Annotated in this window: 13 protein-coding genes, 1 rRNA gene and 1 pseudogene; 3 read left to right on the forward strand and 12 right to left on the reverse strand. The window is 46.3% G+C overall.

Annotated elements, in window-relative coordinates; all coding sequences use genetic code 11:
- Nucleotides 1-22: 22 nt before the first annotated feature.
- A complete protein-coding gene (locus EL22_RS15205; protein ID WP_050052262.1) occupies nt 23-1,423 on the reverse strand; it encodes an MEDS domain-containing protein in 1,401 nt (466 codons plus the stop codon).
- A gap of 206 nt (nt 1,424-1,629) precedes the next feature.
- Between EL22_RS15205 and EL22_RS17585 the strand changes: the two genes are divergently transcribed.
- Nucleotides 1,630-2,493, forward strand: a complete 864-nt coding sequence (locus EL22_RS17585; protein WP_156184210.1) for a hypothetical protein — start codon at nt 1,630-1,632, stop codon at nt 2,491-2,493.
- A gap of 340 nt (nt 2,494-2,833) precedes the next feature.
- On the opposite strand, the gene EL22_RS16655 is transcribed toward EL22_RS17585, so the two are convergent.
- From EL22_RS16655 to EL22_RS18800, 5 genes are all read right to left on the reverse strand, one after another.
- Entirely contained in the window at nt 2,834-3,823 is a 990-nt protein-coding gene (locus tag EL22_RS16655; protein ID WP_082146847.1) for a restriction endonuclease subunit S, read from the reverse strand.
- Nucleotides 3,820-4,110 (reverse strand): N-6 DNA methylase, encoded by a 291-nt coding sequence (locus EL22_RS16660; RefSeq protein ID WP_197075953.1) that lies wholly within the window; start codon nt 4,108-4,110, stop codon nt 3,820-3,822. Before EL22_RS16660 ends, EL22_RS16655 begins: the two co-directional genes overlap by 4 nt.
- 74 nt (nt 4,111-4,184) lie before the next feature.
- Nucleotides 4,185-5,548, reverse strand: a 16S ribosomal RNA gene (locus EL22_RS15220).
- A 182-nt stretch (nt 5,549-5,730) separates the two neighbouring features.
- Entirely contained in the window at nt 5,731-6,090 is a 360-nt protein-coding gene (locus EL22_RS18265; RefSeq protein ID WP_050052265.1) for a hypothetical protein, read from the reverse strand.
- Between the two features lie 42 nt (nt 6,091-6,132).
- Entirely contained in the window at nt 6,133-6,657 is a 525-nt protein-coding gene (locus EL22_RS18800) for a pilin (RefSeq protein ID WP_231588004.1), read from the reverse strand.
- 628 nt (nt 6,658-7,285) lie between these two features.
- Here EL22_RS18800 and EL22_RS16665 point away from each other — a divergent pair.
- Entirely contained in the window at nt 7,286-8,263 is a 978-nt protein-coding gene (locus tag EL22_RS16665) for a minichromosome maintenance protein MCM (RefSeq protein ID WP_082146849.1), read from the forward strand.
- Nucleotides 8,264-8,273: 10 nt separating this feature from the next.
- Here EL22_RS16665 and EL22_RS19470 read toward each other — a convergent pair.
- The 5 genes and pseudogenes from EL22_RS19470 to EL22_RS15260 form a co-directional block, all read right to left on the reverse strand.
- A pseudogene (locus EL22_RS19470) lies at nt 8,274-8,930 on the reverse strand (DEAD/DEAH box helicase); the annotation flags it as partial.
- Nucleotides 8,927-9,454, reverse strand: coding sequence for a Hachiman antiphage defense system protein HamA (locus tag EL22_RS15245; RefSeq protein ID WP_050052268.1), 528 nt, complete (start codon nt 9,452-9,454; stop codon nt 8,927-8,929). The gene EL22_RS15245 and the pseudogene EL22_RS19470, both read right to left, overlap by 4 nt.
- Before the next feature lie 391 nt (nt 9,455-9,845).
- Nucleotides 9,846-10,253 carry a hypothetical protein gene (locus EL22_RS17595; RefSeq protein WP_156184212.1) on the reverse strand — a complete coding sequence of 136 codons (408 nt, stop codon included), beginning with the start codon at nt 10,251-10,253 and terminating at the stop codon, nt 9,846-9,848.
- 131 nt (nt 10,254-10,384) lie between these two features.
- Nucleotides 10,385-11,131: a hypothetical protein gene (locus EL22_RS15255; protein ID WP_050052270.1), complete on the reverse strand. Its 747-nt coding sequence runs from the start codon at nt 11,129-11,131 to the stop codon at nt 10,385-10,387.
- A 1,023-nt stretch (nt 11,132-12,154) separates the two neighbouring features.
- The gene (locus tag EL22_RS15260) at nt 12,155-12,751 is read right to left on the reverse strand and encodes a hypothetical protein (RefSeq protein ID WP_050052271.1); all 597 of its coding nucleotides are present in this window, start codon (nt 12,749-12,751) and stop codon (nt 12,155-12,157) included.
- 59 nt (nt 12,752-12,810) lie between these two features.
- On the opposite strand from EL22_RS15260, the gene EL22_RS17600 reads away from it, so the two are divergent.
- Nucleotides 12,811-13,089, forward strand: coding sequence for a hypothetical protein (locus tag EL22_RS17600; protein ID WP_156184213.1), 279 nt, complete (start codon nt 12,811-12,813; stop codon nt 13,087-13,089).
- Here the strand turns inward: EL22_RS17600 and EL22_RS15265 are convergent.
- Complete coding sequence (locus tag EL22_RS15265; RefSeq protein ID WP_050052272.1) at nt 13,075-13,554, reverse strand: PIN domain-containing protein; 480 nt, start codon at nt 13,552-13,554, stop codon at nt 13,075-13,077. The two genes, EL22_RS17600 and EL22_RS15265, sit on opposite strands and share 15 nt — an antisense overlap.
- Between the last annotated feature and the right edge of the window lie 307 nt (nt 13,555-13,861).

Raw genomic sequence — 13,861 nt, forward strand, 5'->3', positions numbered from 1 at the left:
TGGGGATTGATCCGATTGGGCCCTAAAAACCAGTTGGACCGGACTCGAGGACAGTTGGCAACGAAATCGAAAAGATTGTCTCTTCATCGTTTGACGTGATCGAGAGATCGCCGCCCGACTGATCGACAATCCAGTGAACGATCCACAATCCGATTCCGTTACCGTGGTTGAGTGGCGTTTCTTTTCCATCGGAAACAGCTGCAAATTCTGATTGTGGGAACTGCTCACCCGCAACCGTGAGTTCAAGCGTTATCGAGGGAGCGGAGTTCGATTGCGGTTTCTCTGCCGAGAGGGTCACTGAGGTACTATATTCGATCACGGTCTGTACCAGCGTTTGAACGGCAAACTCAAAATCGTCGTTTGCACTAACCCACAGATTATCAGCAATGTGTGTTGAAATCGAAATTTCTGGATTCGCACGTCGTATATCGTCAACGACACGGTTGACGGTTCGCGATAGTGGGATTGGAAGGATGGTTGTAGACTCGTGATCAAGCGATGTATTGAGCTGATTCGCGTTATCCGCGATGGTCAGGAGTTCCCGTGCGGTCGTTTGAATCTGTTCGGCACAATCTGCCAGTTCCTCGGTCTCGAGTGTCTCACTCAGAGCGGTGCTTTGCCCAAGAATGAGGTTCAAGTCGTTGCGGATATTGTGGCGCATGATACGGCTCAGTACGTCGAGTCGCTGCTGACGTCTCTGGATATCATCGTATGCTGAAGACAAGTCCGAGAGCGTCTGCAACATCCGTTCGAATTTGATGTCTGGTTTCTCCCTCTCGAGAAAGATCTCCGGTCGAGTGTAGTATGAATTCGGACAGAGTTTCCCTCGGTAGACGATATCTGAATACGCATGAAGGATATCGATCAAATCAGACGCGTCAAATTCCGTCATATCGTACTGTCCGAGTGCCACACAGGGGAGATCCGTCGCGGTTTGGTTGAAGCGAGATGTCGCTTTCAAGAGATCACCAATTGTGATGTCTGACGAGTGGATCCAACTCATCTCGGCGGTAATCAAGAGCCCATCGAATCCGAGGTCCAGACTTTCGTCGACCATCTCGAAGATAAAATCGAGTACGTCGTCGAAGTCAAGTGCTACATCAGTTTCCTGTCTCTCAGTAAGCTGTGTAACGACGAGTTGCTCGTCCGGGACTGACTCGTGGTCGACATCGAACCGGGTTAGTGTCGACCGTAGCTCTTCACTCGAGCGTTCGGCAGCTAAATACAAACACCGTTGATTTTGCTTGAGTCCAGATTTGACGAACGGCATTGTCGCGCCTACGCGTTCCTCACGAGTCTCGAATAGTACTGCGAGATTGGTGGTATCCAACGCAGCAACTAAGTTAGATTGGTGACAGATACGATCGAAATCGACAGAGTATGTCTCTGTCGTGCCAAAGAGGTTATTTTCTGTGATGTTCATGTGTGATTCCAAACCACATTAGCTACGTACTGATTCCGAAGTTCGTCATATGTATCTTTGGGAATCACCACCCAGTTGCCAAAGAAACGGAGGTGCCGTCGACTGAAAGGATAGTCCAATGATAACGCTTGTCTAGGCCCAACAAGATATGTAGGTTAAAGTAATTTAAAACCGTCATTGGAAACTATACGAGTCCATATACTTCTGTGGTTAACAGAATAGATGTCAAACAAGAGATTCTGAATTATATCCTTCACGGAGAAGAACCGTCAAAGGACGTTTCTCGAACTATTTGTACTGGGTATGAATCCCAGCGACTGTATAATTTACCAGAAGACTACTCAATTGAAGACGAAGTTGGTATTGGAGATTTTGTTGAAACAACTTCGGAGGAATCCATCCAAGACGATTCTGATGAGTGGTGGGAGGCTGGAGACCTTACGTTCGATGACTTGCGGTCTCGAAAACACACGGCAGATGGAGATGGCTTATCCCAAAAACAACGAGAGGAACGGGTAACTGCATTAGTAACCGCCATACAGAATCATGATGATGACTTTGCGAAGTCGGAAATCAAAACGAAAATCGAAAACATATATAGTGTTAAATCAGATGTGACCTTAGATGCATATATTGATGACATAGGCGACGGAGTTGAATTTGCACCAGAGTACGAGGCAAATATTGATGCGTTCTTATGGAATGATAATTTAGATAAATTTGATATCGATTCAGAGATTGAAAAGGCAAAATTCTTCGACGCATTATTTGAGCAGTTTTACGAACAAACAACGGAGAACGAATATAGAATATATTCTGATGAAGAAGGTAACAAGGATAATCGTGGCTGGCTGACTATAAGAGAAATAGCGATAGAGATGGGGTGGATAGACAAGAGGGAACTGACTGACGAACGTCGGAAGAATATTCCTAAATTCATAAAACCATTGTTGAATGTTGATTATGATTACGACAACGCATTTGGAACTACAACGTTTACAACTGATGCGGTTATAATTGAGGAAGACGCTGAAGTCGAAGGGAATGAAGAGTGGTTCCAGTCCGAATAACGTTACAATTCGTTTCTGAGAGGTTTTATCGAGAATTCTGTTGAATACCCTTCACCGATAGGTGAACTTCCAAATATGGATGGAGTAGATACGTCTGTAGGTCTAATTTTGTATCTGGTAACACTTACGGGCGAAAAATAGTTGGTTATTCGAAGGTGGAACCGAGACAGCCCATCAGTTTTTCATTAGTTCCATCAACTTTCAGTGTCCCTTTCGAGTTGCAGTTGTGACATTTATATTTCTCTCTGAAGCTGTCCGGTCCTGTTGTTTCGCCTGATTCGATTCTTATTCGCCCGAATTCGCAGCACGTGCATGTCAACATAGCAATAGCATATTATAATCAGTGGTATATAAACCCTTCTCCTGGTCTTAGTGCCTTTAGTTGTCGGCTGATTGAGGCGCGTTTATTAGCGAATGTGGTCTTCCCACACCCAGATCCCTTCACTGTCACTAAAGTATCTCCTGGTTCACAGAACTTGGACGGCTCATCTGTGAATTTGGTCACAGAAAAACCAAATTCGTCAAAATCATCGGGACCAGTGAGATATGGTGTCTTAGTAGCATCATCTGAGACCTTGTCAGATTTCACGTGAACACCTGAAACTATCGAAACATAGTCGCTTAGAGACTGTTCTTGGACTCCTTCAAGAGAGATTTCAGATGTATGATTCGAAGACTCACCATCGGTCTCTAAGTCAAATATATCTTGAATGAGCCCACACTTTAACTCCTTCGTCTTCTCGATCATTTCACTTGTCTGCAGAATCTGATCTTCGACCGTTGAGAGGATGTCGGCGATGCGGCGCTGTTCGGGAAGGGGAGGATATGGAATTGAAAATTTTTTCAGTTTATTGCTTGATAAATATGGGATGGTGGTTCCCGAGGACAACCGTTGTAAATCATCCCTGAGATTCTCTAAGGTGTAATATAGATATTCAGTATCGATATCCTTAGAGGGAACGATTCCTGCAAATGTTTGGTTAGATACCAACTCACGCTCAGTAATCGCACAGATGCCCATATTCCCACTACAGGAACACATTAATGTTCCAGGGGGGAAGAGACTCAAATTCATATCTTGAACTGTATCTTGTGTCACACCTTTTCCTGAACCGGATTCAGAAATATATTTTCCATCAAGATCCTCAATTCGTATCCATGGTATCTCGCCCTCGAGATTCTTGGGTTTATCTCGTTGTGGATAAATAACATTCTCAGAGATATCGCTTATGCACTTCATCTCCCAATCCAATGGAATATCCTCCTCCCTCGGCCCCCAAGATACCGTTTGATAATCGTCTTTCGGCTCTTGATCGAGGGCTCCACTCATCTGTATTCCAACACCTCCATGTACTCCTGCAGTTCTGCATCAGTTTTCTGACGCTCCTGAGCCAGCCGATCCAACTCTCGCAGCTTCGCGCTCACGTCGATGGGTTCCTCTGGTTTGGTCGTGTTAACATAGCGCGGCACGTTCAGATTCCAGTCGTTTTCTTCAATCTCCTCCAGATCGACCAGCCGACTGTGGTGGTCCTCCTCGCGCCCCGTCAGAAACGTCTCGGCGAGGTACTCAACCCCTTCGTCGGTCAATTTGTTTTGATTTGAGAGTTCCTCAAACATCTGAACCTCGGATTCCCGAAGTGTCTGGTCCTCGGCATAAATGAACTGAACTTTGCCTTCTCGCTCCTCGGGCTTGTCTTTGTTCAGAATGAGGATACAGCCAGGTGGGGACGTATTCACCGCGCCCTTCTGAGGCGCGATTACTACCGAATCCAGCTTCATGCGGGCGAGTTTCAGCCCGCAATCCGAACTACGATCGAGTTTCGGAGATTAGCGTCGCCTCTCGGCGTTGCATCCCACTGTCTCGACCATTGTAGCCCGCGTGTAGCCCAGCACATTCGGGGCATACTGACCTACCGTTGCCCGTTCCTTCCTCCAGTTTGGCACTGGCAGTCCTCTTAATGTACCCAACCACCTCAAGGGTGTTGCTGGCAATTAAGGGTGCGGGTCTCGCTCGTTGCCTGACTTAACAGGACGCCTCACGGTACGAGCTGACGGCGGCCATGCACCTCCTCTCAGTGGCTCCAGTAAGCTCATCACACTGACTTTCACTGCACACTGTCGATGCTGGTGAGATGTCCGGCGTTGAGTCCAATTAAACCGCAGGCTCCTCCGGTTGTAGTGCTCCCCCGCCAATTCCTTTAAGTTTCATCCTTGCAGACGTACTTCCCAGGCGGTCTGCTTCACGGCTTCCCTACGGCACAACACAGGCTCGTAGCCTGTGTCACACCTAGCAGACATCGTTTACAGCTCGGACTACCCGGGTATCTAATCCGGTTCGTGACCCGAGCTTTCGTCCCTCACCGTCGGATCCGTCTTTCCAGAGCGCTTTCGCCACCGGTGGTCCGTCTCGGATTACGGGATTTCACTCCTACCCCAGACGTACCCTCTGGATCTTCCGGTCCCAAGCCACACAGTTTCCACCGGACGCCTCTCCGTTGAGCGGAGAGATTTCCCGATGGACTTGCGTGGCCAGCTACGGACGCTTTAGGCCCAATAATAGCGGTCATCACTCGTGCTGCCGGTATTACCGCGGCGGCTGGCACCGGTCTTGCCCAGCACTTATTCGCCGACCATCCTACGGTCGGAAAAAGCGAGGACTATATGCCCTCGCACTTGGAGTCCCCTTATCGCACTCGCGTGCAGTGTAAAGGTTTCGCGCCTGCTGCGCCCCGTAGGGCCCGGTATCTTGTCTCAGATACCGTCTCCGGGCTCTTGCTCTCACAACCCGTACCGATTATTGGCACGGTGGGCCGTTACCCCACCGTCTACCTAATCGGCCGCAGCCACATCCTATCGCGCCTGAGCGTTTCTGACTCGGGTCACTCCAGACACCGAGCCGTATGCACTATTAGCCTCAGTTTCCCGAGAGTATCGTGCTCGATAGGGTAGTTTGGCCACGTGTTACTGAGCTATCTGCTACGAGTCTCAACTCGTACAACTAGCATGGCTAAATCGGACTCCAATAGCAATGACCTCCGGCAGGATCAACCGGAATGCTAAATCCCCTGCAAAACAGGGGGGTTTGGCGGTGAATGTTAATACACACTCACACATTGCGTGGTCCACAGTCCAGTGACCCCATCGCCGACCGATCGAGCGTCACCGAACTGTCAAGGCTAACATCAGATCCCATCTTAACGGCGGACCGCAGGGGTGGAATCCTCATCTCCTTCGGACTCAATCATACGCCCTCAGGGCACCAGCGGCGTAGTCGTCTAAGTCGCCACTATTCCAGCGTTCGACGTCCTCGATCGGTTCGTCGAAGAGGTAGTCCGTCGACTTCGAGAGGCGCTGGGAGAACGCCGCAGGTGAGGACGCGTTCTCGGTGAAATCAGTGCTCGAGAGGTTTTCCTGATCCGTGTCTTCCGACCAGAGTAGTTGAAACCGTGACTCGTTGACGCCGTAATCAGGGCCGTCCGCAGGGAGCGCTGTACTCGAGTTCACATCTGATGAGTTGGCTTCTGCGGTGCCCATCAGTCCGATGGCGAGGCTACTCGTGACGAGGAGGGCAACGATCACCGGGCGGAGTGTGGCCATCGACAGGGAGTGAGGGAATGTCGGTTGCAATTGAGTGAGGTCTCAGAAGGGCCGGACACAACTGGAGAAGTCGAATCCCATCTGACTTCCAATGTTGTCGATGAGTTCGGGTGAGATGAGCGCGAGAACGATAATCCCAAACCCGAGACCCGACATCACTAGCCGCTCTTTGGCGTTATTCTTTTTCTCAGGATTGCCGCCCGCACGCATGTACGAGAGACCTGCTCGACAAACATAGAAGCCTGTCGCGGGGAGTCCGAGACCAGCAATCGCACCGAAGACGATAGTGATCCCCGTTTCGACGCCAGTTCCACAGTAGACGTCGCCGACATCTGACTGAGCAGTTGCCGAACCGGTGACGACCAGCAGAAAGGTCAGCCAAACAGCGACCGAGAGGAGCTGTGGCGGGACGCGAATGAATTGCTGTCGAGTACGAGTCAGTACTGATGCTGACTCATCGGGGTGGTTAGCAGGACGATCAGACGGACTGTCGGAGGGTTTGTTACTCATACTAGTAACTATCTGAAAGCAGATTGTTGCAGCGTCGCTCGAGGTTCCGGTGGCCAATATCGTGCGGGATCATCCACCTAGTCAGCGTTTCACGAGAAATTTCGATTTCATTGATACTGGCCGTCCACAGCAAACCCAACGCGTCGGTGAGTATATTTGAAACAAGTTTGGTAACGGTATTTCGAATCATTATTTCTATTTTAACTTTCAGTAGTGATGACTCATTATCTGGACCACATAATAGTTTCCATTGGAGATAGCCATAGTGCGGGAAAGTACATTGCAGATACTAATAGACATGGCAGCATAATTGCGGAATGATACAACTTGATAATCAGACTGTGATACAGGAACCTGGAGACTGGCGAGGAATCAACCACCTATCTTAGCGGACTGGTAGTGTGGCACCCGGAGCCGCAAACGGAACTCTCAGGAAAGCTGGCTGGATTGTAAAGACTATAGTAACCATTAGAACTTTTTGCCCAAAATAGTTGCAGGAGTTAGTGGATGATCTCGACGATATCGCCGTCAAGGAATTACAAGATACTCTCGACAATGTAGATGGAAGAAGCCGACATAACGACAATAGCAGCAATAGAAACCAGTCCAGACTGAGCCGCGTTCCGCCGTCCTACTGAACGATCATCTTAAAGGACTATATTGATTCAACTTCTTAGACCAGATCATGGCAACCCGGAACTCTGAAATAGTTGAAGCCTTTGAAAAATTCTTCCAAAATTATTACGACAACGAAGTCAAGCAACTGGCTCAAGAATATCCCAACGAAAAGCAATCACTCTACATTGACTGGCAAGACCTCTATCGTTACGATCCAGATTTAGCCGATGACTATCTCAGTCACCCAAAACATCATCAGGGCTATGCTGAAAAGGCGTTGCGAGTGTATGATCTCCCGATCGATATTTCACTCAGCCAAGCACATGTTCGCATTCACAATCTCCCTTCGACCGAGAGCCCAGACATTGGTGAGATACGTAGCCGACATGTGAATAGCTTGATTAGGGTCACCGGAACAGTTGATTCGATTGAACAAGCTCAGAGTGCACTGTCTGAGGCTGCATTTGAATGCCAACTCTGTGGAACACTTTCGAGAATCCCACAATCACCTATTGGTGGAATACAGAAACCACACAAATGCCAAGGGTGTGAGCGTTCTGAGAATTTCGTCGTCAACCACGATCAGAGTGAGTATGTGGATATACAAACGATTTACATAGAGCAGCGGCCACCAGGGGTTGGGACAGATGATGACCGAGAAATCCTTACTGTAAAGCTTGAAGATGATCTCGTAGACGAAGTTAATCCTGGCAATACAGTCAATATTTGTGGAATCGTTCAGCACAATGCTGATCTGAAAAACTCAACAGCATCAATTCCGGACAAGCATATTGAGGGCATTGCAATCACCGAAGCATCTCGATATCAGTTGGACATCACAAATCGGGAGAAAAAAGACATCATTCAGCTGAGTTCGAATGACTCAATCTATGAAACGATGGTCGACTCGATTGCTCCGACCGTATATGGGTATGAAAGAATGAATCAGGCTCGGTCTCATCGGGACTATCAAGACCTGGATCATCGAAATACGCACCAGTCCGGACTTCAACATCCTCGTGTCTATTTGATAACTTTCTGCTAACCTCAGAGATCAATGCACGATTTGGAACCACATAGATCGCCTCAAAGCTCTCGTCACTCTTGCTACGGTAGTCGATATACTCTTGTAAGACAAACGACTTTCCTGAAGAGGTTGGGCCAGATATTGCTACGTCCTTTCCATCGACAAGTAAGTCATAGATCTGCTTCTGAAACTCGGAAAATATTTTCCCGTCATCTATTTCGTACTTGTCAAGGTTGGATCCAAGCTCAAGCTCCAGTATCGAGTCGAGGGATTGCATCATTTGATGTCTGAAACTTAGTTGTCCCTCTGCTCTACGAACATTATTGAAAGCCGGTAGGTTTCCGACACGTGAGAGGATAATGTACAAGTATCGCTCGTAGAGGGATTCTTGATCTTCATCTCGGTTCCTAAGATATGCAAGAATACCGAAAGAGAGTGCTTTTCTCTTGTGTACGTCATTATCGCTGGATGCAAGAACAGAGGCGATCCAAGCACTCTCCTCGATGTCTCCGTCTGAAATTTCTTGACTAGACTCCTCCACGAAAAATTCGTCCAGCCCCGTTTGTTTCTGCTGGTCAACACCCAGGTCTTTTTTGATCAGATTAATAGCAAGCGCATCTAAACACTTGTTGAACACCTCAAAGTCAGCCGCAATCTCGTAGGTGGAGTTTTCAGAGTTTGTCATGAGTTGATATACGGGTACAATTCGTGTTGCAATTGCTCACGAAACGAGTCAGCGTCCTCTAGAGGAAGCAAGAAGAAGATTAATTCGTATTTCTTCAGCTTTTTGTACTCATCTTCTTCCAATTTGTCGAATATATACTCATTCACCCCAGAGTTATCGATCTTTTCGCATATTAATTCTCGTATCTCATCTTCATCTTGCGCATCTGCTTGTACATCCAGTATCCAACTCTCGTCATATGCTGCAAAAATCGGATGGACCTGTTTATACGACTTTTCCCCCTCCTTCAGTAGATTCCTTAGCTTGTCGAGTTCTGGCTCAGAGAGGTTTGAGCTAAGATTATCAGCTGCAACGGTGAGTTCGTGCCTGGTTTTCGTATCACCAGTTGGATCGTGGAATCTGTTGATGCTATCAAGTGAATTTCGTAGAGCATCACTACGCCTTTTCTGAATTTTTGATTCACCCAGTGCCAGCGATTCTTCGCCATCGTGCATCCCATAGAACAATCCGTCAATGCGTTTCAAGCATCAAGCCGATTGCCAGCGTGCGAGAATAGATGCGAATATATTCGCTTATTTATATGGGGAAGAGGGATTGATGAATATACACACAACAAGAGTGTGAAGAGATAATAAGTAACTATGTCATGGGATTATATTTTAGTATGTAGGATATGACGATAAGGTAGTTTGAGAAGCAAACAGCTGATTAATTCAGAAATGCGTTCTCAATCAAAACCTGTTCAGAGGAACGTTAGAGACGGCGAATGCGATCCGGAGTTCACGAGTCGATTATGGATACACGAATGATTAAATAGTATATGGATAAACACTACTATCAGATTTCAAGTCAACAAATTTATAGAAATGTGATGATTGCCAGACACTAAGCAGTGTGTAATAGCTATTAATTTTTTTAATGTGTTTCATTACATTCAAACAGGTTGAAAGATATCGACCCATCAAAATCATTATCTTCTACAGACATTTCTATTCTAAATTCGCTCCCTGGGAAGTTTGTGCGCGTTGTAACATCTGGATCTGGCCCAAATCCAGAATCTTCCCCATCAGAGCGGTCTTCTTCAAACGGATTGTATAGGTACAGTCCATCAACATCCTGAGAGTGATGGATGCTTGTATTAAACCGTACATTGTCAATACTTGGTGAGATCTGAATTGTTTCTGTCCCATATCCATTATTGAAGTCAACAGATGAACTTTCAATAAAGTCACCAAGTTCATCACAACCATCAAAATTATCTGCAGCAACTGTAGTACTTAGTGCTCCAATTCCAAGACCAGCAGTTCCAACGATTTTTAGCACACTTCGACGGGTATTATGTTTCGACATTGCATATAGTTATTGCCTTTGGATGGTATTATAATTAACTAAATTTGAATTACATAATGTAAAATCACTATATAGATATCTATTCGCAGTGAGACGGTCTAAAATTATTGATACGGTTGATGATCCGGTTTAGTTCCAAAATTTTCCGACAGCCTATCTATTGTCATTGTGTGTTCCGCTTCTGCCGCCATTATCTCCGCGAGCTCTCCGATCTCCTCTAGAATCTCAGATGCCATGTAAGGTCCAACAGTTTCTACAACTTCTATTTCAGCTTGCTCTCGCTTGGTCAGCTTATCTTTTTCCTTGATCTCATTATACGACTTCATTAAACTATGGAGGTGAAGTAATCGAGTATAGATACTGGTCAAAGACGCTGCTTCATTTGTCGTGAGAATTCCGATTTGATTTGCATTCGACTCATAGACAACTGTTGGCATCAGAATTTCTGGATACCTGTTCGGGGTGAGTTGATCCTTTTCTTTGCTCTCAACGAGTTTATTCAGTGTACCTTCAACCTCGTTGAGTTCAATGAGGAATGCTTGTCTTAGATTCTGCTGCTGTGTCTGGTGCCTTGAGATCTCTAATTCCCGTTCTTGCTGTCTCTGTTTTTCCGTCAGACTCACCAAATCTGATGTCAAACCTACATACCACCAGGTAACACCTACAAGGATTAGTGAAGTCAGAACAGACAGAATAGACGAGAAGACTTCTGCTAACTGATAGTTTCCAGAGAGAATTGCATCAAATAGTCCAGAGAAGACTGCTCCCGTTACTAATAACGCCATACCAACGACAGTGAATACAACGTAATTTATCCATTCAGGCCCGGGATCAGTATCCTGATTTTCCATACGTGTTAATTCAGAGTAAACTGGAAAAGTTTGATGATAAACATTTCATCGCAAAGTTTGGATTCAGTACCATAATGAATCGATCTACTAAGGACATCACAGATGATGATTCTTAGCAACTTGAGGGACAGGGGGAATGGGAACAACAGAATAGAGTCTAATACTCTATCTTAACCGGGATTTAACCATCATTTCGATGCCAACGAGCTTCTTGGATTAGATCATAGACGTACTGACTGAGACTGCAGCTCTGTTCTTCAGCCTCTTTGATCCATTCCCCTTTGTGCTGGCGATGGCAATACACCTCGAGACTCATTGTGTCTTCCGGGAGATTTCTGGCTTTGTCACTTGCTCGCCGTGGTTCTGGTGGGACTTCAGACATTCGAAAACACCATATAGGTAGACTACATATAAGATAATAATAATACCGACAAGTAGCTCATTGGTATCGGTTCTTCGTAGATAATATAGTGGTACTGGTAAGTCGTTCCTGTTCGAGTACCGAGGCCATCGATTTACGTGTACCACCTTTCTGAAGGCCAGCGTGCTACGAGCGTCTGCTTTCAGAGAATACAACCTCGATTGTTGTAAATTAGGTTTCTGACTGGTCGGCTTCAGTCATCCTAAGCTTCGAATAGTGATTGTCCTCAAATGGTAGAGTCGCTGCGGCAGACCAAACGAGAAGTCCGGTCCCTCTCACTTGCAGATAACTGTGTGGGCCATTCTAAATCCATGATTGATCCGACTTCTAATCCGCCACTTCGGTCGACGTGATAGAATTATTCAGCCATACTGGCGTCCAACACAACTCACCAGTAAAGAGATGATGGAAATAGAGCAAATGCAGAAAGGTGTAGGTCATAGAATATACTTCCTCGAACCATATGCTTCGAAAATTAGATGGCACATATTGCCAAAATATATAATTCAACTAACTAACTTATGCGAACCTATACTAAGGGAAGAGCGGATTCGACATGCAGGGACACACAGACCCCCTTCAAAAGCTTTCAAGCGTACTCACTACCGATTCGCGGATAATACGGCCTCTGCTACATCAGTACCTTTCTCCACAAGATGGTAGAAAACGATCCGACTCCTATCTGAATTCCGAGCATAAATCACTTCATATGGTGGCTCATCGATGGGTTCCAAGTTTTGTATATCAAACTCGTGAGTGTTAGTTCCCATTCGCAAGCCGTACCAAAATCGGTCTCCTTGGTCCTGTGCTACAGTAATGAATCCAATTGGCTCCCCATCCGATGAGATTGCAGTACGAGCAGTATTCTCACCTATGTTTTCAGCTTTGGTAGCTAACTCAGGTACGTGAGAGGAATGATTATCGGCGTCTTCGATAAAATGGAAACGAGTTTCATCAGTGACTTTTAGGTCGATGAATTTCCAGATATCGTCCTGTCTCGTAATGGACCTGCTCTGAATTTCGGCCTCAATGACATTCCCCGGGTTTAGCCCATTGATTTTGTTTTGAAGAGTTTCGCTATATTCTTCCCGCTCTTTGTTGACGTGGACAGGAGAACCTATATCAACAATGTCGTTTAGTAACGCATCTTCATCATCAAATTCCAAAACCCGGAATCTACTTTCGATTATCTGTGGCATTCTTCCTATGGGTTTCCGTCTACAAATGATTTATTTTTGCTGGTACTCAATCGGGTTCTATGACTTCTGAGGACGAGAGGGGCTCCATCTTTGAACGGATTCAAGGACATGAGGCTCGTGGTGTTATTGATGAGAGACAGAAATTTAGATGGCGGCATACCACACTACTGAATGATTACCACGATTTGAAAGATATCCACAGACAGGAAATCTCGCACGCAACAGAACGGACTCAGCAACTCGAGACACAAGGCTATGTTTTTGAAGTTGAACGGAGACTCCACCACTATCTTTCAGGCCTCTACACCGTATGTTTTTTCGTACTATCCCTCAATTAATGTTAAATTCTCACGTCTCTCAGTTGGTATTGGGTTAACGTATTTTACATCTTCCTCGTCACAAAGATCGTTGAAATCGCCGTCAGTGGTAATCAAGTAATCGGCGTCATATGCTCGTGCAAGCGCAACGATGAACGAATCGTACACGTCGTGGTTTTTCTCAGCGCTGATCTCGTACGCCTCAAGCAGCGTTGTATCGGTGGCGCTGACGATCCGTGCAGGGCTACAAACAAGTGATTGAATAGCATTTCGAGCGGCAACTGCGTCTACTCCAAAATTGCTCGTCATCAAGTACTGGGCTCGCAACGGATAGTAATCGAATACGAGCAAGACGTTTGGCCCATCGATCGCGTTCTGAATCCACGGATACACGTCGTCGTGTGCGGGATGATCGTCGGTGAGCGCTATTGCGAGGACATTCACGTCAGTGAGAACCGTCACTTCAGTCGGGAGAGAATCAATCATCGGATAGTCGCTCACCGGTCCATCGGTCCGAAGAGCGATTCTCCGGCGTCGGTTGGTGTCGTGTTCTCCCAGTTCTCTTGGCCAGCTGTTGCTGTCTCTAATTTCGAGCTTGGTTTGGTGTTGACTTCGAGGACGGACCCGACGAGAGTAGCAGAAACCTCATCGTTCGGTTCGAGGCCTAATCGGTGTATCGGTAGTTTGGTTGTTGGTAAGTGAGAGAATAATTGATTGACTCTATTTTGCTTGTGAGCACTCCAATAAGAGTTTCATTCTAACTTCTACTGTATTATATCCACAAATTCTCTGG

The organism is Halostagnicola sp. A56 (assembly GCF_000691505.1).
Lineage (GTDB): Archaea > Halobacteriota > Halobacteria > Halobacteriales > Natrialbaceae > Halostagnicola.